Origin of the sequence: Accumulibacter sp. (assembly GCF_023806625.1) — a bacterium.
GTDB lineage: Bacteria > Pseudomonadota > Gammaproteobacteria > Burkholderiales > Rhodocyclaceae > Accumulibacter.
In genome coordinates this window covers 107,122-127,654 of record NZ_JAMTDX010000008.1, presented here as the reverse complement: position 1 = coordinate 127,654, position 20,533 = coordinate 107,122, and the positions used below count along the sequence as shown (strand labels likewise).

At 65.5% G+C, this 20,533-nt stretch carries 18 protein-coding genes; 10 read left to right on the top strand and 8 right to left on the bottom strand.

All coding sequences use genetic code 11. From position 1 onward, the window contains the following. Nucleotides 1-91 precede the first annotated feature (91 nt). The 3 genes from NFW05_RS01785 (at nt 92) to NFW05_RS01775 (ending at nt 3,123) form a co-directional block, all read left to right on the top strand. Entirely contained in the window at nt 92-1,264 is a 1,173-nt protein-coding gene (locus NFW05_RS01785) for a sodium ion-translocating decarboxylase subunit beta (RefSeq protein WP_295302261.1), read from the top strand. Nucleotides 1,265-1,321: 57 nt separating this feature from the next. Further along, nucleotides 1,322-1,696, top strand: coding sequence for an OadG family protein (locus NFW05_RS01780; protein ID WP_295302259.1), 375 nt, complete (start codon nt 1,322-1,324; stop codon nt 1,694-1,696). A 185-nt stretch (nt 1,697-1,881) separates the two neighbouring features. Beyond that, nucleotides 1,882-3,123 carry a glutaredoxin domain-containing protein gene (locus NFW05_RS01775; protein WP_295302258.1) on the top strand — a complete coding sequence of 414 codons (1,242 nt, stop codon included), beginning with the start codon at nt 1,882-1,884 and terminating at the stop codon, nt 3,121-3,123. Here the strand turns inward: NFW05_RS01775 and NFW05_RS01770 are convergent. Beyond that, nucleotides 3,102-4,133 carry a CapA family protein gene (locus NFW05_RS01770; RefSeq protein WP_295302256.1) on the bottom strand — a complete coding sequence of 344 codons (1,032 nt, stop codon included), beginning with the start codon at nt 4,131-4,133 and terminating at the stop codon, nt 3,102-3,104. The genes NFW05_RS01775 and NFW05_RS01770 overlap by 22 nt on opposite strands. Then, complete coding sequence (locus NFW05_RS01765) at nt 4,130-4,519, bottom strand: hypothetical protein (RefSeq protein ID WP_295302254.1); 390 nt, start codon at nt 4,517-4,519, stop codon at nt 4,130-4,132. Before NFW05_RS01765 ends, NFW05_RS01770 begins: the two co-directional genes overlap by 4 nt. Before the next feature lie 321 nt (nt 4,520-4,840). Between NFW05_RS01765 and NFW05_RS01760 the strand changes: the two genes are divergently transcribed. The 7 genes from NFW05_RS01760 (at nt 4,841) to NFW05_RS01730 (ending at nt 12,470) form a co-directional block, all read left to right on the top strand. Next, nucleotides 4,841-6,034, top strand: a complete 1,194-nt coding sequence (locus tag NFW05_RS01760) for an STAS domain-containing protein (RefSeq protein WP_295302252.1) — start codon at nt 4,841-4,843, stop codon at nt 6,032-6,034. A gap of 21 nt (nt 6,035-6,055) precedes the next feature. Beyond that, nucleotides 6,056-6,592, top strand: coding sequence for an ATP-dependent protease subunit HslV (gene hslV, locus NFW05_RS01755; protein ID WP_295302250.1), 537 nt, complete (start codon nt 6,056-6,058; stop codon nt 6,590-6,592). Nucleotides 6,593-6,594: 2 nt separating this feature from the next. Then, entirely contained in the window at nt 6,595-7,926 is a 1,332-nt protein-coding gene (gene hslU, locus NFW05_RS01750; RefSeq protein WP_295302248.1) for an ATP-dependent protease ATPase subunit HslU, read from the top strand. A gap of 371 nt (nt 7,927-8,297) precedes the next feature. Then, a complete protein-coding gene (locus tag NFW05_RS01745; RefSeq protein ID WP_295302247.1) occupies nt 8,298-8,912 on the top strand; it encodes a phosphotyrosine protein phosphatase in 615 nt (204 codons plus the stop codon). Between the two features lie 97 nt (nt 8,913-9,009). Next, nucleotides 9,010-10,164, top strand: coding sequence for a carboxylate--amine ligase (locus tag NFW05_RS01740; protein WP_295302404.1), 1,155 nt, complete (start codon nt 9,010-9,012; stop codon nt 10,162-10,164). Nucleotides 10,165-10,512: 348 nt separating this feature from the next. Continuing rightward, entirely contained in the window at nt 10,513-11,877 is a 1,365-nt protein-coding gene (locus NFW05_RS01735) for a cytochrome C oxidase subunit I (RefSeq protein ID WP_295302245.1), read from the top strand. Further along, on the top strand, nt 11,874-12,470 hold the full coding sequence (locus tag NFW05_RS01730; RefSeq protein ID WP_295302243.1) for a TlpA disulfide reductase family protein: 597 nt from the start codon (nt 11,874-11,876) through the stop codon (nt 12,468-12,470). The genes NFW05_RS01735 and NFW05_RS01730 overlap by 4 nt, the downstream gene beginning before the upstream one ends. Before the next feature lie 75 nt (nt 12,471-12,545). On the opposite strand, the gene NFW05_RS01725 is transcribed toward NFW05_RS01730, so the two are convergent. From NFW05_RS01725 to NFW05_RS01700, 6 genes are all read right to left on the bottom strand, one after another. Further along, nucleotides 12,546-14,462: a 2Fe-2S iron-sulfur cluster-binding protein gene (locus NFW05_RS01725; protein WP_295302241.1), complete on the bottom strand. Its 1,917-nt coding sequence runs from the start codon at nt 14,460-14,462 to the stop codon at nt 12,546-12,548. A 95-nt stretch (nt 14,463-14,557) separates the two neighbouring features. Further along, a complete protein-coding gene (locus NFW05_RS01720) occupies nt 14,558-15,055 on the bottom strand; it encodes a hypothetical protein (protein WP_295302239.1) in 498 nt (165 codons plus the stop codon). A gap of 90 nt (nt 15,056-15,145) precedes the next feature. Continuing rightward, nucleotides 15,146-16,765, bottom strand: a complete 1,620-nt coding sequence (locus NFW05_RS01715) for a hydrogenase iron-sulfur subunit (RefSeq protein WP_295302238.1) — start codon at nt 16,763-16,765, stop codon at nt 15,146-15,148. Nucleotides 16,766-16,929: 164 nt separating this feature from the next. Beyond that, on the bottom strand, nt 16,930-17,799 hold the full coding sequence (locus NFW05_RS01710) for an SCO family protein (protein WP_295302236.1): 870 nt from the start codon (nt 17,797-17,799) through the stop codon (nt 16,930-16,932). Nucleotides 17,800-17,812: 13 nt separating this feature from the next. Beyond that, complete coding sequence (gene cyoE, locus NFW05_RS01705; RefSeq protein ID WP_295302235.1) at nt 17,813-18,709, bottom strand: heme o synthase; 897 nt, start codon at nt 18,707-18,709, stop codon at nt 17,813-17,815. 117 nt (nt 18,710-18,826) lie between these two features. Next, nucleotides 18,827-20,521: a cbb3-type cytochrome c oxidase subunit I gene (locus tag NFW05_RS01700; RefSeq protein WP_295302232.1), complete on the bottom strand. Its 1,695-nt coding sequence runs from the start codon at nt 20,519-20,521 to the stop codon at nt 18,827-18,829. Nucleotides 20,522-20,533: the final 12 nt, after the last annotated feature.

The following is a 20,533-nucleotide window of genomic DNA, read 5'->3' as shown; positions in this document are numbered from 1 at the left end:
GCTCCTTATACTACAAAAGCACCATGGCGGCGATCTGCCGGCCGTGGCGCGGCGGTGCGGACGATTCAGCTTTGCCAGCTTGCAGGAGGCGGTGATGGACCAGGTCGTGACGTTTCTCCAGGCCCTGCTGGATCAGACGGGTGCGGCACATTTCTCGGTGGGCAATCTGGTGATGATCGTCGTCGGGACGACGATGATCTACCTGGCGATCAGCCGCCACTACGAGCCGTTGTTGCTCGTCGGCATCGGCTTTGCGTGCATCGTCGCCAACGTCCCCGGACCGCCCGACGATGTTCCGGGAGGGCCGGCAATTTCGGCGCTGCTCTACGCGGTCAAGGAAGGCGGGCTGTTCCATTACGCCTACGAGGGGGTCGCCAAGCTGATCATCCCGCCGCTGATCTTCCTCGGTGTCGGGGCGATGACCGACTTTGGTCCGATGATCGCCAACCCCAAGCTGGTCATCCTCGGCGCCGGAGCACACCTCGGGATCTTCGTCGCGCTGATCCTCGCCAAGCTGGTCGGCTTCTCGCTGGCCGAGGCGGGAGCGATCGGGATCATCGGCGGTGCCGACGGCCCGATGGCCATTTTCGTCACCGTCAAGCTGGCTCCCCATCTGCTTGGTCCGATTTCCGTGGCGGCCTATTCGTACATGGCCCTGATGCCGATGATCCAGCCACCGGTGATGCGGCTGCTGACGACGCCGGAAGAGCGTCAGATTCCGATGGCCCAGGCGCGCAAGGTGACCAAGAGGGAGAAGATCGCCTTCCCCCTGGTCATCGCGATCATCGTCAACCTGTTCTTCCCGCCGGTTGCTCCATTGATCACCATGCTGATGCTCGGCAACCTGCTCAAGGAAGTCGGGGTCACCGATCGCCTGGCGAAGACGGCCGCCGGTGGGCTGATGAACGTGATCATCATCATCCTGACCGTGGCCATCGGGTCGACGATGGCGGCCGATCGATTCCTGACCTGGCAGACGCTCGAGATCGTCGTCCTCGGGCTGATTGCCTTCGTCTTCGGAACGGGGTCTGGGGTGGTCACCGCCAAGATCATGAACGCCTTCCTCAAGACGCCGATCAATCCGCTGATCGGCTCGGCAGGAATCGCGTCGGTGCCGATCGCGGCGCGGGTTTCGCACATCGTCGCCTACCAGGAGAACCCGAACAACCTGCTGATCTACCACGCGATGGGCCCCAACCTCGCCGGTGTCTTCGGCACGGCGATTTCCGGAGGGATTCTCCTGGCCCTGCTCGGCGTCGGCTGATCCTGCGGCGCGACCGATCGGCTTCCTTCTGTTTTCCTGATTCACCGGAGTCCCTTGATGAGCGCAATCGTTCCCGACACGCTGGAAGGTGCGTTGATCCTCAGCCTGATCGATTTCTTTCTGAGCTTCGTGGTGATCTCGTTCATCGGTTTCGTGCTCGCGGGATTTCCCTGGCTGAACCGTGTCTTCGAGCGGCGGTCACCAGGCGCTGAACCGCTCAGGGCGGGAAGGGCCGCATCGCCGGCCAAGCTCGCTGCGCAGTCGGAGATCCCGCCCGAGGACGTCGCGGCAATCAGCGCGGTACTGGCGATGGTCGTCGGTGACCACCGGATCCTGCACATCGAGAGCCACCAGCGCGGCGGGGACTGGAGCGTTGCCGGCCGACTCGCGCACCATCAGTCGCACACCACCGTCCGCACGCCGAAGCACTGAGTGCGTCGGTCGAGGGAGCGCTGCGTCGGCACAGGCGGCCGGGCAGAACCCTACGCGGCGAGCAAGGGTTCATCGCCGACCCGGCCAGTCGTGACGCGTGCGCGGCGGCCCGGAAGACGCTAGACTTGCCCTGTCTGGCGCGGTACCGTGCTCCGGCCAGGTGAGTCTGCTCTGCTGCCCGACGAATGGTTCGAGGTCTGGCTGTCTCGCGCTGGCGATCGCTGGCCGAGGCCTTGCTCCGCTGGCTGCTCTGGCTGTCCGTCAGCCTGACGGCCTCGCTCGTCCCTCGTGTCGTCGCTGCCGCTCCAGGAGACGAGGCAGCCAGCGAACCGACCGTCGAGCTGTTCGTCCGTGAAGGCTGCCCACACTGCGCGGCGGCCGAGGCCTTCCTGTCCGATCTGCGCGAGGAGCGGCCGGGGCTGCATCTCATCGTTCACCACCTCGATCGGGATCCGGCGGCGATCGAACGTCTGCAGACGATCGCCAGGGCTCGAGGCGCCCGCGTTGCGGTGCCGGCGATCCTGGTCGGGGATGCGCTCCACGTAGGGTTCTCGGTCGAGGCGGGGAGCGACCGTGCGCTTCGCGAAGCCCTTTCAGGACACGCCGGGACTCCGAATGCCGGCGAGTCCTCGGGTGTGAATTCCGCCGCCTGCCCGGCTGAGACCGGTCTCGTCTGTCCCGTCGGCCAGCCGGAACCGGCTTTCGAGGTCAGTCTGCTCGGCTTCCGGGTGTCTCTGGAAGAAGTCGGCCTGCCTGCCTTCACGCTGGCCATCGGGCTGCTCGACGGCTTCAATCCGTGTTCGATGTGGGTGCTGATCCTGATGATTTCGCTCCTCGCTCCGTTGAACGACCGTTGGCGGATGCTGGCCATCGCCGGGACCTTCGTCCTCGTCGAGGCGGTCGTTTACTACCTGCTGATGGCCGCGTGGCTGCACCTGTACCTGCTGATCGGCCTCTCCCGCAGCTCGGAACTGATCATCGCGGCGGTTGCGATGGCCGCCGGTCTGCTCAACGTGAACGACGGGCTGGCACCCGGCTCGGCGCCGTTGCTGGCCATTCCCGAGAAGGCCCGGCCGGGAATCTACGCGCGCTTGCGCGGCATCCTGCAGGCCCGTAGAACGGGCGCGGCAATCGTCGGCACAGTGATTCTCGGCCTGCTCGTCCAGATCGTCGAACTCCTCTGCACCTCGGGCTTTCCGGCGCTGTACACGCGCATCCTGACCCTTCGGCAGCTCGACCCATGGACCTATCATGCGTATCTGCTGCTCTACGTTCTGGCTTACATGTTCGACGACGCCATCGTGCTGGCCGTCGGGGTCGTCACGCTGTCACGGCGCAGGCTGCAGGAGCGCGAGGGTCGCTGGCTCAGGCTGGGCAGCGGTATGGTCATGATCGGCCTGGGGCTCTATCTGCTCGTCGGCTCCTGAAGTCCCGCCTGCGGTCGTCGGGAGGGTTCGTCAACGGCCGGGCGGCATTCGCGGATCTGGAGGTCGCCGCGCAGGCCACAGGGACTCGGAAGATCGGGTCGGGGCCGCGGGCTGCCGTGCTCATCGATGTCCACGACCACGGTATCCCAGGCCAGCAAACCCTTGCCGTCAAGCTTCAGGCGCAGCAGCCAGCCGGTCCTGGCAGCCGGGTAGTCGAAGCCGTCGAAAACGAAATTGCCGAGGCTGTAGACGATGAGTTTCCCACGATAGTACTCTGCTCCCTGGGTCACGTGCGGGTGTCCGCCGACGACGAGTTCGGCCCCCGCGTCGATCATCGCGCGGGCGAGCTGCCGCTGGCGCAGGCTGGGCTGCGCTTCGCGTTCCCAGCCCCAGTGCATGAAAGGAATGACGATTCTGGCGCCGGCGCGGCGCGCGGCGCGGATGTCGGCAATGACCTGCGTGTCCTCGCTCCAGGCGATCCCTGGCCAGTCGGCGCCGGCCTCGAAGCAGCGAGGTTTGAACTCGTTGTAGGCGAGCACGGCGATGCGCAGGCCGTCGGCGTCGATCAGCAGCGGACGGTGCGCGGCGGCGAGGTTCTCTCCACCACCGAATACGGCGATGCCGTGGCCAGTGACCAAATCGAGGGTTTGCCGGAACGCGTCGCGACCATAGTCCCCGGAATGGTTGTTGGCCACGCCGAGGGCAGCGAAGCGCCCGGCCAGCGTCTCCAGCACCCGTGGGTGCGCGCGAAAGCTGGCGATCTTGCTTTCGAGCGGCTTGCCGACGGTGGCGATCGGGCATTCGAGGTTGCCGATGGCGTAGTCAGCGCCGGCGAGCAGGGCGGCGACACCGGCCAGCGGATCTCCGCCGCGGGCGATCAGACGTCCAGGCCCGTCGTCGAGCATGATGTCGCCGGCGAAAACGAGGCTGAGAGGTTCGCTGGCGGCACTCAAGACGTACGCCACGCCGATCGCGAGGACCAGCAGGCGCGTTCGCGAGACCCGAGTCACCGACGACCCCGGCGCTGGCCAGGCAACTCGCACCAGTACTGGATCTCGCCGTCGCGGACCGGTTCATAGACCGCCTGCAGGCCGGTGAACCCGTAACCGGCGCCCTGCTCGCGCGGAGGATAGGGGTAGGTCGCCTGATGGATCGGCACCGGCTGGCCTTCGCGTTCGCCGAAGACGTAGAGCTTGATCGCCGCGAGATCGGGGGGGTCGGTCTGGAAAACCATCCGGAAGAGAAAGTACGAGCCGATCGCCCGCACCGGGACGCCGTATGGCGAGGTGACCGGTTGCGCGCGCAGAATCAGTGTCTCACCACCGTAGCTGACGTGGCAGACCAGTGTCTCTGCGCGCGCCAAGCCACTCGACACGAACACGATCGTGGCGAACAAGCCAGATGCGCGGCACGGCGAGCGGCGGGCAGGTCGACGGGGCGAGAGCATGGGGACAGGCGTCTTGCAGGGCTACGCGTGCAGTATCAGACTCCGGAGCATGGGGGTCAATCGCTCGACGGCCTGCAGGGAGCCGGGATTGCCAGCGAGGCAAGCCGTGTTCGGCAAACGCTTGTGCATTTCCCGCCGCGAAACCTACCGAGTGCAGGGAAATTGCAGTGATTTCACCGATGTGTTACAACGACACTTCGTTTGACCTACGCTCTCGCCGATCGTCCGATGGTCTTTTCGTTTTTCAGAAAGCCGCAGCCCGAGAAGAGAATGGTCGCTAGGCCGGCGGCCGTCCCGCGTCCCGGAGAAGACCAGAAGGGTGAGGTCCCGGCGGCGGTCGAAGATCACCCCCGGCGTTCTCCGGCGCCCCCACCAGTCCTGACGAGGGCCGACATCCCGCTCGCCGAGCCGGTGCCGAAGTCGGAACCGGAGTCGCTGGGTCTCAGCGAGTTGGAAGTCAGCGTCGAGGAGGGTCTGCAGTTCGACGCCGACCCGGTTGATGCGGAGGCCGAGCAAGCAGCGATTCTCTACGCCAACGGACAGGACGCGGCAGCGCGCACTCTGCTCGAGAAGGCGGCGCGCGTCTACCGCTCGGGTCCGGGAGAGCGTCTGTGGCTGATGCTCTTCGACGTCTTGCGGCTGACTGGGGAGAAATCGGGTTTCGAGGCTCTGGGCCTCGAGTATGCCGAGTGTTTCGAAAAGTCCCCCCCGGTCTGGCGAGGCGTCGTTCCCGCTTCCCGGGTGCAGGCGCGGGCGTCGGGAACGATGCTGTTCAAGGGCGAACTGACCGGGGACAACGATGCGGGTTTCGAAGCGGTACAACAGGCCCTGGCGAAGACGGCGAGCTGCCGCCTCGACCTGTCGAAAGTGCGGCGGATCGATACCGCGGGTTGCGAGCGGCTCGTCGCAGTGCTCGAGCGGGTGCACCGGGCGCGGCGTGAGCTCGATCTGGTCGGGAGAGGTCCGGTCGCCAGCCTGCTCGACGCCCGGGTGGTTTCCGGCTGCGCCGAAAATCGGGCGTGCTGGCTTCTGAAGCTGGAGTTTCTGCAGCTTTCGGGTCCGCGTGAGGCCTTCGAGGATCTGGCCATCGAGTACGCGGTGACCTTCGAGATTTCCCCTCCTTCCTGGGAGCCGCGGCGGGTCATGGAGGCGGAACCGCTGCCGATAGCTGCCGTGGCGAGCGAAGATCTGCTTTCCGAAGCCTACCAGATCAGGGGCGAAATCAGGGCTGCCGGATTCGGTGACCTGATGTCTTACGCCGATGCCAACGACCCGGTGCTCGTCGACTGTGCAGCCGTCACGCGGATGGATTTCGTCAGCGCCGGCAAACTGCTCAATCTCCTGACCAACATCCGGCGCAAGGGAAAGAAGATCGTTCTTCGGCACCCGAACCACCTCGTCGCCGAACTGTTTCGTGTCGTCAAGGTTGCGGACGTGGCCGAGGTCATTCTGGCCAGGAATTAGGTCAGGCATCAGGAGTATCCGATGGACCAGTTTCATGGCACGACGATCCTGTCGGTGCGCCGCGGCACCCGTGTAGCGATGGCCGGCGACGGGCAGGTCACTCTTGGCAGCGTGGTGATCAAGGCGAGTGCGCGCAAGGTTCGGCGTATCCATCAGGGACGGATTCTCGCGGGTTTTGCGGGAGGAACCGCAGACGCCTTCACACTGTTCGAGCGTTTCGAGGCGAAGCTCGACAAGCATCAGGGCAACCTCCTGCGCTCCGCAGTCGAACTCGCCAAGGACTGGAGAGGCGACCGCGTGCTGCGCCGCCTGGACGCGATGCTCGCCGTTGCCGACAGGGAAAGCTCGCTGATCATCACCGGCAACGGCGACGTTCTGGAGCCCGAGCATGGCATCGTGGCGATCGGTTCGGGCGGGGCCTATGCGCATTCGGCGGCGCGCGCCCTGCTCGAAAACAGTGATCTCGACCCGCTCGAGGTCGTCCGCAAGTCGCTGGCCATCGCCGCTGACCTGTGCATCTATACCAATCAGAATCTGACCATCGAGGTGCTCGAATAATCATGTCGTCGATGACCCCCCAGGAAATCGTTCACGAACTCGACAAACACATCGTCGGCCAGAGCAAGGCCAAGAAAGCCGTGGCGATCGCCTTGCGCAACCGATGGCGGCGGGCCCAGGTGGCCGAGCCGCTTTGCCAGGAGATCACCCCGAAAAACATTCTGATGATCGGTCCGACCGGGGTGGGCAAGACGGAGATCGCCCGGCGTCTCGCCCGGCTGGCCAACGCGCCGTTCATCAAGGTCGAGGCGACGAAGTTCACCGAAGTCGGATACGTCGGTCGCGATGTCGAGACGATCATCCGTGATCTCGCCGAGATCGCCGTCAAGAGCGGCCGGGAGCAGGCGATGAAGGGCGTGCGTGTGCGCGCCGAAGACGCGGCCGAGGAGCGCATTCTCGACGTCCTGCTGCCTCCCTCGCGCGGCGGTTTCTTTGCCGACGGTCAATCGACCGAAGACAGCATGTCCCGCCAGAAGTTTCGCAAGAAGTTGCGGGAGGGCGATCTCGACGACAAGGAGATCGAGATCGACGTCGCGGTGCCGTCGATGCAGGCCGAGATCTTCGCGCCGCCCGGAATGGAGGAACTGACCGCACAGATTCAGGGGATGTTCCAGAATATCGGGACGGGCCGCAAGCGGTCGCGCAAGCTCAAGATCCTGGATGCTCGGCGGCTGCTCGTCGACGAGGAGGCTGCAAAACTGGTCAACGACGAGGAGGTCAAGCTCGAGGCGGTCAGGAACGTCGAACAGAACGGCATCGTCTTCCTCGACGAGGTCGACAAGATCGCCTCACGCAGCGACACGCACGGTGCGGACGTGTCGCGCCAGGGGGTACAGCGCGATCTGCTGCCGCTGGTTGAAGGGACGACGGTGTCGACCAAGTACGGAATGATCCGCACCGACCACATTCTGTTCATTGCCAGTGGCGCATTCCACCTGGCCAAGCCATCCGACCTGATTCCCGAACTCCAGGGGCGTCTGCCGATTCGCGTCGAACTCGATTCACTGTCGGTTGCCGACTTCGAGTGCATCCTGACCCAGACCGATGCCTGCCTGACCAAGCAATATCAGGCGCTGCTGGCCACCGAGGATGTCTTGCTCGACTTCTCGCCCGACGGCATCCAGCGTCTCGCAGAGATCGCCTGGTCGGTCAACGAGAAGACCGAGAACATCGGTGCCCGGCGGCTGTACACGGTGATGGAGCGCCTGCTCGAGGAAGTGTCGTTTTCGGCAGGCAAGCGCGGACAGGAACGGGTCTCGATCGACGCGGCTTACGTGGATAGTCGGCTTGCCGAACTGGCGCAGAACGAGGACCTCTCGCGTTACGTCCTCTAGGGGCAGCAGCGGTCGGCTGCCCAACGGTCTTGCGCCGTCTCATGCCCACCGGTGATCCGGTCGGGACGATGCCGAAAGGACCCACGGCGCCGCCTGCCGTGAGTCAGTGCCCGTACGCGCTGCTCTCCAATGCAGGGGGAGGGCATGCCGGTTGAGGAATGAGTCGGGCATTTTGCGCCGATCGCCCGCTCCCGAACGGCGTCATCGGTGGATCCGCCGAGCGGAAGCGGGTCGTTTTGTATAGAATCCGCCGCAGCCGGGCTCCTGGGGCGTGTCGGCTGGCTGGTTGCGGGCGGTATGTGCGACGCGGCCTGCTGGCAGCTTCGTGTCCCGCTCCCGACCGGTTTCCGGGAGTCCATTGCCTTTCTTCGATGACTGAAATCTTCGTGCGTTTCCGGCGCGCTTTCGCGACCGGCAGGCTGCTGATTGCAGCCAATTACGGCACCTTTCGCGGGTGGGTCAGGCACGTCCTGGCCGAGATCGAATGGCTGGCCGGCAGGGTGGACCGTTTCGTCGTCGCCGATCCGGAGAAGGTTCGGCGGCTGGTTTTCGTCTGCCTCGGCAACATCAACCGGAGTGCCTTTGGCGAGGCCGTCGCCCGCGCGCGAGGGGTGCCCGCCTGCTCGGTCGGTCTGGCTACGACGACCGGCGCGCCGGCGTTCGAGACGGCAGTCAGCACGGCAGGGCGTTTTGGAATCGATCTCTCCGCTCACGCGGCTACCGATTTCACGGATTTCCGCTACACCCCCGGCGACCTCTTGCTGGCGATGGAGATTCGCCATGTCCATCGGCTGATTGCCGGCGGAATTCCGGCCGAGGCCATCGCTCTGCTCGGCGCGTGGTCGAGCCCGCGGAGGCTGCACTTGCACGATCCGGCCTCGCAGTCGGACGACTATTTCATGACCTGTTTCACGCTCATCCATTCCGCGGTGATCAGCCTCGTCGAGCAGCTGGCTGCTGTCGGCGGCGCCGGTCTCGGGCGATGACCCACGCCCAGACCGTATAGTCATGCTGAAAGCCTGGCCTGTTGACGGCCCGCCCTGTGTCGTTCTCGGGCTGGAGACACAGATTGGCTTGAACCTCGTGCGTGAGCTGGGGCGAGCAGGGGTTCGGGTAATCGGTGTCGCCCAGGAGCCGTCGGCCATCGGGCTGCGTTCGCGTTACCTGGCGGAGGGGATCGTCGTCGCTGAACCGCGTAGCGAGCATCTGATCGACGTCGTCCGCGGCATCGGCGAGCGCTATGGACCGTGTCCGCTGCTGGCCGTTTCGGAAGCTAATCTGGTCTGGCTCGCAGGCCAGCGCAGCGAGTTTGGCCTGGTCACACCGGTCGTCCCCAGCGCTACGGCCTTGGCCGTCGTGCTCGACAAGCGCGCGACGCTCGAAGCGGCCGAGGCGGCGGGAATCCGCACGCCCGTTTCGATTCTCCCCGAAAGCGGCTGGGATCTCGCCGACCTGCTGCGCCGCTGCCCGTTGCCGGCAGTGCTCAAGTGGAGTGATCCGGCGTCGGTGGCGCCGTTGCTGGCGGCGCACGGCCTGCCACTGCTCAAGGCCGAACATGTTCTTCGTCCATCCGATCTGCAGGCTGCGCTTGAGCGCTACACGCCCATTGGCGAGTGGCCGCTGGTTCAGGAGTACTGCCCCGGTTACGGACTGGGCCAGTTCTTCCTGATCGATCAGGGGCAGGTGCTGCGCCGCTTTCAGCATCGACGGATCGCCGAATGGCCGCCCGAGGGTGGGTTCTCGAGTGTCTGCGACGCCGTTCCGCTGGACGAGCACGCCGAACTGCAGGAGCGATCGATCGCCCTGCTCCGGGCGATTGGCTGGGAGGGGGTGGCGATGGTCGAATACCGCTTCGATCCGCTGCGCCAGGAGGCTCGTCTGATGGAGGTCAACGGGCGCTTCTGGGGCAGTTTTCCGCTGGCAGTCCATTCGGGAGCGGGTTTTGCTTGGCTCGCCTACCGTACTGCCGCAGGTCTTCCGCCGGCTTCGCTGCCTCCGCCGCGCGCCGATCTCCGCTGCCGAATGGTGGCGACCGAAGTCAAGCGGCTGTGGCGCATCCTTTTCCAGCCCGGACGGATAGCCGATCCGGCTTTCGCGCTCAGACCCTGGCATGAGGTCTCGCGCTTCGTGGCCGACTTCTTTCGCCCGAAGGTTCGCTACTACGTCTGGTCGACCGATGATCCGCTGCCGTTCCTTGCCGACCTGCGCAACGCGATGGCCGCGCTGCTGAACCGATAGGACCCCGGATCGGAGGATGGACGCTTCCATCGCCGGGTCCTCCGGGACGCCGCGGCCACTCGCGGCGGCTCGTTGTGCGTCCGGCGTGTTCCGGCCTCAAATACATGAGCACGACGACGAGCGCGATCGTCGTTTGTTCGGCGGGAAGCGCGAGGATCGATTGTTCATCGCCTATAATCGTCGCCTTTCCGGGCAGTTCGGCGGTCCGGTGTGGCGTGGGTCTGAGGGGATCTCGGGTCGGCGCATTGCTGCTCCGGCGCAGGTCGGGTCGGGTTGCCTTGCAGGACGCCGTCCGGAAGGCCGGAGACCGATGCGGGCGCCAGCGGGTGATTGTCCTGTGAGGATACAGTGAATTCTCTTTCGGCAAGCGTTTCTCCCGGGCAGGGCCGGGTTCCGGTGATCCTCGCGGGGACTCCGGCAAGCCTGGCCCGGGCCTGGCTATGGCTCGGCGTGATGGCCCTGATCGGCTCGGGCGTGCTCGCCGTGTTGCTCGTTCTTTCGCGAACGCCGGGTATTCAGGACGTCTTTCCGCTGAAGGATCTGTTTCGCGCGGCGCTCGTCGTGCACGTCGATTTGTCGGTGGCCGTCTGGTTCATGGCTTTTGCGGCGGTGATCTGGAGCAGTGTCGGCGGAGCTGGCCTCGCCTGGCTCGGCTGGAGCGGTTTCGCCTTGGCAGCGGTCGGAACCGCCCTGATGAGCATCTCGCCGTTCTTCCCCGGGGCCGAGCCGGTCCTCAACAACTACATTCCGGTGCTCAGGCAGCCACTGTTCTTCGCCTCGCTCTGGCTCTTTGCTGGCGGCCTGTGTCTTGCCGTCGTGCGTGCGCTATGGTGCACCTGGCCGGAAAAATTCCTCGGGGAGCCGTTGCGGCTCGGCGCCTTCCTCGGCGCCCTGGCGGCTCTGTTGTCGCTGGTCGCGTTTTTCTGGTCGTGGCTGACGGTGCCGCAAATCGAGGAGACAGTCTATTTCGAGGTGCTCTTCTGGGGCGGCGGACACACGCTGCAGTTCCAGCATTCACTGCTGATGGTCGTCGCCTGGCTGTGGATTGCCGCCGGCCTCGGCCACCCGTCGCGGGTCTCGGCGCGTGCGCAGTCCGTCCTCTTCATCGTCGCCGCGCTGCCGCTGCTGGCCATCCCGACGATTTACCTGCTTGTCCCGGGTGGCTCGCTGGAGCACATGGATCTCTTCGCCAGACTGATGATCTGGGGCCATCCGTACATGTTGCCGCTGATCGTCGTCGGGTTCCTCGCCCTCGTTGGCCTGCGTCGCTCTCCGCCTGATCCGGCGAAGTCGGCGCTGCTCGAGTCCTTCGTGCTCTTTGCGCTCGGCGGCGTCCTCGGCTACCTGATCCAGGGCGTGAACGTGGTCATTCCTGCGCACTATCACGGGTCGACGGTCGGCGTGACGCTGGCCTTCATGGGTCTGGCCTACGCTCTTCTGCCGGCGCTCGGCTTTGCTCGGCCCGAGGGCTGGCTCGCCGTCTGGCAGCCGCATGTCTATGGACTGGGCCAGTTGATCCACATCCTCGGTCTCGCGTGGTCGGGAGGCTATGGCGTACAGCGCAAGGTCGCCGGTGCAGACCAGCTGCTGACCACCTGGCCGCAGAAGGTCGGCATGGGCATGATGGGCCTCGGTGGATTGATTGCCGTCGTCGGCGGATTGATGTTCGTCGTCGTCTGCCTCAAGGCGATGTCGCGGCGCAGCGGCCAATGAAGCCGGGACACGCGCTCGCTCTGGCGCTCGGTTTCGTGCTGTTGACCCTGGCCGGCACCGGCTGGCTCGGCTATCGGGTCTTTGAGCAGGGGCGCCAGCCGGCGCCGCTCGCCCCGTCCGCCCCACCCGCGGGATCGATCTCGACCCAGTCGCTGCCGCCGGAACAGGGGCAGGCGGCCACCGATGCGATCATGGCCTTGGTCCTGCCTGATCTCGACGGCCGTCGTCAGAGTATCGCGCAGTGGCGCGGCAAGGTGCTGGTGGTCAACTACTGGGCGAGCTGGTGCGCGCCGTGCCTCGAAGAGATGCCGGCCTTCTCGCGTCTCCAGCAACGCTATGCGGCGCGGGGCGTGCAGTTCGTGGGCATCGGGATCGACGAGCCCGAACGTCTTCAGGCGTTCGCGCGGAAGACTCCGGTCGGCTATCCGCTGCTTGTCGGCGAGGCAGCCGGGACGCAGACGGCGGCGCTGCAGGTCCGCGGGCTGCCGTATACGGTGGTCATCGACCACCACGGGCGCTTCGCGATGAGCCGCCTCGGCCGGCTCGACGAACAGACCCTCGAACCCGTTCTCGATCGGCTGACCGCAAACTGAGCACGGATGGGTCTCCGCGACGGCCGGCCCGCGAGGGGAACGGCCGGGCCGGCCGGGCGCGTCCGCGAGGCAGGCCTACGATTGCCGGGGCTGGAAGGCCATCGATCGCGCCGAGACGCTGAACGCATCGGAGAAGCACGCACCGTCTTCGGCGCCGTGCTGCTTGAGGAACGGAAAGATCGCTTCGACCATGCGCACCGAGCCGCAGGCGTAGATCTCGTGCTCCCTGAGTTCGGGGAAGTCCTCGAGAATGGCTTCGTGGACGAGGCCAGTTCGTCCCGACCAGGCGTCTTCGGCAGCCGGTTCGGAAAGCACGGGGATGAAATGGAAGTTGTCGTGGTCGCGTGCCCAGCGCTCGGGAAGTTCGGGCAGATAGAGATCCTTGAGGCTGCGCACTCCCCAGTACAGATGAATCGGCCTGGTCAGGCCGCGCTGGAAGGCGTCCTCGACCATGCTCTTGACCGGAGCGAAGCCGGTCGCGCCGGCGACGAAAACGATCGGGCGCGAAGATTCGCGTAGCGTGAAGTCTCCGAGCGGTCCCTCGAAGCGCAGCTCGTCGCCGACCTTCATCGTTTCGAAGACCTGGGTGGTGAATCGCCCACCGGGCATCAGGCGGATCTGCAGCTCGACGAACTCGGGTTCGTGCGGCGGATTGGCGAACGAGAAGGCGCGCCGCTGCCCATCATCGAGAATCACGTTGATGTACTGGCCAGCCTTGAAGGCGATCGTCTCGCCGGGAGGAAGCCGCAGCCGGACGAGCATCACGTCGTGGGCGAGCTTGTGCATCTCTGCGACCTGCGCACGGTATTCCCGGATTCGGCTCGCCGCGGTGCGCGGCTGGTACTCGATTTCAGCGTCTTCGATCGCCGTGGCGCAGCAGAGCAGGACCTTGCCCTGGGCGAGTTCAACCGGCGAGAGCACGCTCGGCTGATAGAGACCCGGATCGACCTTGCCGCTGAGCACGGTGCACTTGCAAACGCCGCAGCCACCGTTTCGGCATTCGTACGGCAGGTCGATATCCTGGCGCAGGCCGGCGTCGAGCAGCGTCTCACCGAAGCGCGCTGAGACGGTCCGCCGGTCGGGGTGGAAGGTGATCGCCGTCTGCGCCTTCGCCGCGCCGCGCCGCTTCGGCGGCAGCCAGGGGACGAGGAAGAGCAGGGCGGTCAGACCGAGAACCCAGTACCATAGGTGCAGCGGGTTGACGACATAGACGAGCGCGAGAACCGGCAGCTCGAACCAGTCGAAGGCGATGTTCGTCGGCACGACCGACAGATCGGCCTCGCCGCCCTGGCTGACGATCGGTTTGACCAGCGCGAGCAGCAGAAACATCAGCGTGACGGCGACGGCGATCGGGCGCGGCGGATTGATGTGCGCGCGCGGCACCCGCTGGACATGGACCCACATGATGAACACGACGATCAGCGGGGCGCCGATGTGAATGAACGCGAGCAGCGTGAACAGGCGGCTGTTGACCGTCTCGAGGTAGAGGAAGTTGCGGATCATCGTGCCGTTGAAGATCGGCAGCGCATCGAACCATTCGGCCGTGGCAACGACGACGAACTGGGCGAGCTTGTCCCAGACGAGCATGAAGCCGTTGACGCCGGCGATATAGACCAGCCAGAGCAGCGCGACGCCGGTCAACCAGGAGAACGAGCGGAAGCCGCGGTAGCGGTCGTAGGCGAAATGGCGCAGCATGTGCAGCAGCATCGTCAGGATCATGCCGTCGGTCGCGTAGCGATGGATGCTGCGCAGGAGGCCTCCAGCCCACCACTGGTCATGGGTGATCGACTCTACCGACTCGAAGGCCTTGTGCACTCCGGTGTCGGCGAAGATGTACAGGTAGAGTCCCGAGACGACCAGCAGCCAGAATTGCCAGAAGCTGATCGTCCCGAGGTGATAGAACGGGTTCATCTTGTCGCCGAAGGCGACGTTGAAGACGTTCTCGACGCGCATGAACAGCCAGCGCAGACAGACTTGCAGGACTTTGACCATGATCGATTCGTAGTTTCAGGATCAGCGGGAATCGACACCGGACGCCGTGGACCTGGCGTAGGCAGTCGCTCGTTCCGGGTGGACCGTGCGGGCGGTCACTTGAAGAACAGCCCGCCCATGTCCGGGTTGAAGTCGATGACCATCACCTGTCCCGGGGCGAGCGTCACCCGGCCTTCCCGGACGAAGGCGAAGCCAGGTTTCACGGCGTTGTCGTTCATGCGCACGGCCACCTCGTGGCTGCCCGCCTTGACCTCGAAGCGGCGGTAGATGGTCGAGATGCCGTCCTTGTAGAGTCCGGTTGGATGCATCGTCGTGCGCAGGACCGGCTCTCCGTCGAGGTCCATTTCCAGCCTGATGTCCGAGCGCTCACGCGGGCAGTCCAGCGGCGCGCGCATGTTCGGCGGCAGGCGGGCGAGTTCCTCGGGGCTCCGCTTGCGGCACTCGCGCTCGCCGAGGTGGTTGATCGACAGCTTGATCAGCGCAGCGTCGTCGGGGATCTGCCGGTACTTCGGCGAGGTGGCGAAGTAGCCGATGAAAGCGGCGAAGGCGCCGTAGAGGACGACCTGGCCGGCTATCGCGGCGGGTTTGGGCATGTTGGGGCGCTCTCCGCAGTCAGGGTTGGTGAAGAACTCGTCGCGAGCAGGCCGGGATGGCCGGAACTCGGTGGCGCACGACGGGACATGTCAGGCAGATATCCGCGGATCCGGCGACCGGACACTGCCGAAGACCGGTTCAGCCGTGGGTCTGCGCAAGACTTCGTACGGCGGCAGGGACGCGCTCGCCGCCGGACCGCCCTGCAGGTTGCGCCGGAACGACGCCAGAGCGGCGTCGAGCGCCGCGCTGTCTCCGACGGCGAGCGGCACGACCGCGACGAGATCCCGGGGAACGTTACGCCGCAGGTGAGGCTCGCGCCGACCGGCGAGCCGCTCGGCTGTCCACCGTTCGCCGAGTCGGAACGCGCAACCGCCCGCCCGACAGGTGGTCAGCAGCACGCCGTCTGCGCCCGTGCGTAGAGCGTACTCGACGAACGAGGGTGGCAGCATGCCGGTGCATGGCAACGGTACGACGATCGCGTCCGGCATCGCCAGGGCGTTCGCGTCAGCGGCTCGCGAGCAGGCAAAGACGACGATCGTCGGCTCGTGCCGGTGTTCGCCAAGCGACCGATCGAGACACTCGCGCAGCGCGTTGACCGGCAGTTGCGGCATGTCGATCCCGGTGACCAGGGTCGGCTGCCTGCGGAAAGGCGTCGATGAGGGACACGAACCTGCGCAGATCCCGCAGGCGGCGCAGAGGTCGGCGTCGACGACGGCGAGGTTCGAACCAGGCCGCAGCGGATGCGGCGTCATGGTGATCGCTGCGTACGGGCAGTCGGCGAGACAGCGGTCACAACCCGTGCACCTCGCCGGGGTGACGACGGCGACAGGGTCCCGCGCCGGGTGAGGCAGGATCGGCAGTGCGCAGAGGACGATCGTCGCCGCGAAGAGCAGTGCCCAGACGATCGCTGGCGAGCCGAGATCGGTGAGCGGGTGGATGAACAGGATGAACCAGTCGAGCGCCACGTCTCGGGGAACGGTCGCCAGGTTCGCCGGAGGGTGGCTGGCCACCGGTCTGATCAGTGCGAGAACGAGGAGCGCGGCCAAGGTGGCGAGCATCGCCCGACGCGACGGCAGGTAATCGACGTGGCTGATCCGATGGACGTGAGCCCAGAGGCCGAGGATCAGCAACAGCGGGACGCCGAGGTGGAGGAAGACGAGCATCGTGAAGAAGCGGTCGCTGATCGAATCCGGGGCCAGGAAGTTGCGCGCCGTCGGCTCGCTGATCACCGGCAGCCAGTCGAGCAACTCGGCGGTGGACAGCGCCGACAACTGGGCCAGCTGGTCCCAGACGATCCAGTAGCCGCCGATTCCGGCCATGTAAGCGAGCCAGATCAGCGGCACGCCAGTCACCCATGAGTACAGACGGAACCCGTGGTAGCGCCCGTAGCACCATTCACGGACCAGATGCAGCATCATCACCAGAACGAAGCCATCGGCTGAATAGCGGTGCAGGCTGCGCAGGATTCCGCCGAGGTACCACTGGTCGGTGGATAGCTGCCCGATCGAGCGATACACCGCTGCGATGCCGGTGTCGAGCACCGTGTAGAGGTAGATCCCCGTCCCGACCACGATCCACAGCAGATACAGGCCGATCGCGCCGAGATGGCGCAACGGATTGTCTGCTCCACCGAAAGGCGCGTCGAGAGCTTCCTCGACGCGCAGAAAAATACTCCTCACGCCCGCGCGCAAGGCTGCGTGGAACTTCACGTCGCTGACGCTCCGGGAGCCGCCGTTGGCCAAGAACACTGACTGCCAAGTCTATCGACCACCATTGGGCGCCGAAATGATGCGCGTCAAATCCCGGGCAAGCGCCCGTCGCGCTCGATCGCGCGCGGCGCGGAGTGCGCAATCGCCGGGTGCCGCTCCTTTTTCTACCCCGAGCGACGACGGTTTCTCCAGAAGTGGATCGAGAGGTAGATCATGAAGCCGGCAAAGCTCAGGAAGCCGGCGAACTGGAAGTAGAGCGAGTAGTTGGTCCGGTAACGACCGGTCAGCGGATCGTAGACCGAGCAGAGGATGCGCACCCGGTCGACGATTTCCTCGAGCGTGCCGACTTCGGGCGGAATTGCCGATCCGGTGATCAGCGTCTTGAGCGGTTCGGCGATGTCCTCGGCGGTGAACTTCTCGCCGTAGACCTGTCGGACGATCGTTCCGCTCGCATCGACGAGAGTGACCTGATTGATATGGTCGAATCCGGCGGGCGTGGCGACGTAGCTGAAGCCGAAGCTGCGCGTCAGTTCGCCGACGATTGCCGGTGCCGGGCTCAGGAACTCCCAGTTGGGCAGGCGAATTCCGTACTGCGTGGCAAAATCCCGGAGCGCCTCGGGGGAGTCGAAGGGCTGGTTGAAGCCGATGCTGATCACGTTGAAGCGGTCGGCGCCCATCAGGCCGACCGTGTTCTGCACGGCCTTCTGCAGGTTGCGGGTGATCGTCGGACAGACCCGGAAGCAGGCGGTGTAGATGAAGGTGACGAGCAGCGGCTTGCCACGGTAACGCGACAGTTCGACGGGTCTGCCCTGTCGGTCGAGGAGGACGAAGTCGCCGATCTGGTGGCCGATGACGCCCTGTGAGAGCGCGAAGGCGGCTTTCTCGTCGAGGCTGGTCAACTGGAGGTCGGTGTTCAGACCTTGCGCTCGCGCGGTCAGCCTGGGCTTTTCGTCCGGGTGCTCGGAAGCAGGTGCCTGTCCTGCGGCCAGAGCGAGGAGCAGCGCGCAGACGAGGCGACGGAAACGTTCGATCACCGGATGTTCTCCGTCACGAAGCGACTCGCGAGTCGACCATCGCGGCGAGCAGCACGAGGCTCAGTTGTGCCAGCGAGGCGTGGAAGCAGCTCAGTGCATTGCCGCGCGTCGGCTCACGGCTCAGGCGCCAGGCCTTGGCGATGAACAGGCCGCCGCCGGCGCACGCGCCGATGCCGTAGATCACGCCGAGGCCCGTGGCGAGCGGCAGCAGGCTCGCGGCGACCAGCGCCAGCGTGCTCCCGAAGATCGTCTGTGCAGCCCGCTGCTCGCCGACGACGACCGGCAGCATCGGTACTCCGGCGGCCGCGTAGTCGTCGCGATAGGCGAGCGCCAGGCTCCAGAAATGCGGCGGCGTCCACAGGAAGAGGACCAGCGCGAGCGCCAGCGGCGCGGCTCCGGGCTGAGGGTCGGCGGCGGTCGCGCCGGCGAGAACCGCCCAACTGCCGGCCAGCCCGCCGAAGACGATGTTCAGCCAGGTGCGCCGCTTGAGCCAGACGGTGTAGACGATCGCGTAGAAGAACGCGCCAAAGAAGACGAAGAACGCCGACCAGGGGTTGAGCACCAGCCACGCTGCCGCCACCGCCAGGACGGTCAGCACGACGATCGCCAGAAGCCAGAGCGGCCCGCGGCGCACCTCGCCGGTGACGAACGGGCGGCCGCGGGTCCGCGACATCAGCCGATCCCGGTCGGATTCGTAATACTGGTTGAAGGCGCCCGCGCTGGCCGATGAAACGAGCACCGAGAGGGCCAGGACGAGAATCTGCGCCAGGCTCGGACTCGGGCCCGGACTCACGGCCAGGCCGGTGAGCGCGGTCAGCGTGATCACCACGCCGATGCGCAGCTTGAAGACGCCGAGGATGGTGCGGAGCGGGAAACTGCGAAGGCCTTTCGCTCGGAGAGTCGTTGGCATGGCGGTCGATACCCTGGCGATCGAGTGGTGAGGAACGCTCTTCCTGCTTGAATCGGGTCTCTTGGGGGGCCCGATTCAGGCAGGCCCCGCGCGGGTGCGCGGGGGATGCTTACCGGCCTAGCTGAGCAGCCAGACTTCGGAGAGGTACTTCCAGTTGACGAAGTAGTAGAGGACGAAGCAGACGAACAGAAGCAGCGCGAGGACGACCGTTCCCGGGACCGCGACGTGATCGCTGCCGTGGGCCACCGCGGCGGCCGCCGGCGTGCTTGCCGGAATCGGAGTCGGCCGGTCGGAGACCTTGCCGCCGTCGAGCTTCTTGCCGAACAGCAGCGAGCCGACGACGAGGAGGATCCATAGTGCGCCACCGGTCACCGCGAGCACACCGAAGATGCCGGTCAGGCCCATCATCAGGTTCGCCGCACCGGGCCATTCGTACTGGAAAGGCGCGCCAGAGAAGGCCATGTCCCAGTGCCGGCGGGATACGCCGAGCGTACCGGCACCCATCATCACCAGGCCGAGGACGGACATGCTGATGCCGAACAGGTACGGCTGGATCTGGCAGAGCTTCGGCAGGATCATCTGACGTTTGAAGAGCACTGGCACGAGCAGGTAGGTGACCGCCATGAAGGCCAGAGTCGTACCCGAGACGACCGTCGTGTGGAAGTGGCCGGGCACGTAGAAGGTGTTGTGCATCAGCATGTTGATCTGCTCGGTCCCGAGCACTACGCCGGAGATGCCACCGAGGAAGCCGAAGCTGACCAGCGAAATGAACATTCCCGAAAACACCGGATTGCCCCAGGGCGCCTTGCGCAGCCACTCGAACAGGCCGTTGGTGTAGCCCTTGCGCCGCTGCGCGGCCTCGACCGCTCCGGGAACGGTGAACCCGTGGATCATCGAGGCCATCACCGCGAAGTACATGAAATACGAGGTGTTGAGGACCTTCCACTCGGCGCTCATGCCGGGGTCCGAGAGCAGGTGGTGGGCGCTGGCCAGTTGCAGGAACAGGATGTAGAGCAGGAAGGCAAAACGCGAAACCTTCTCGGAGAGCGGCTTGGCACCGAAGACGACCGCGGCGATCAGGTACCAGATGGAGACGTGGGCGGAAACGTTGATCTGCTGCGACGAATGGCCGAGTCCCCACCAGACCATCCGGTAGAGCTGCGCGTCGATTTCCTTGATCACTCCGACCGCCCAGAGGAAGGTCGGCACCAGGATGCCGGCTCCGGAGAGAATCGTGAATGTGGCGATGATCGCGGCGGTGAGCGCGCCGAAGGTGACCAGCGGGATCGATCCGCTGTAGGTCTTTTCGCGACGGGCGACGACCAGCGTGCCGAAGAAGATACCGCAACCGATCAGTGCTCCGACGGCGAAGAGAATGATGCCGAGGTAGAAGTGCCACTTGGCCTGCATCGGCACGTACGAGGTGAACATCACCGTCGATTCGCCCTGGAAGATCGCCACATTGGTCATGATGCTGCCGACGACCATCAGCCAGAAGGCGAACCAGGCGACCTTTGGCGCGGCCAGTCGGCAGCGCAGAAGGGTCGATGAGGCGAAGTAGAGCACGGCTATCTCGAAGAAGATGATCCACAGGATCAACATGTCGACGCCGTGGGCGGTCAGGATCAGGTAGAACTGGTCGGCCGGCAGCAGCTTGATCGCCGGCCAGCGGGTGAGGATGACGAGCAGCGCGGTGATCCCGCCGGCGAGCAGGGCGAGGACGCCGGCGACGGCGTTCCAGCGCATCAGCTTCTCGGCCTGGTCCTCGAACTGGAGTCCCGAGATGGGACAGGTGCGGTAGGTGGTGGCCATCTGACTTGTTCC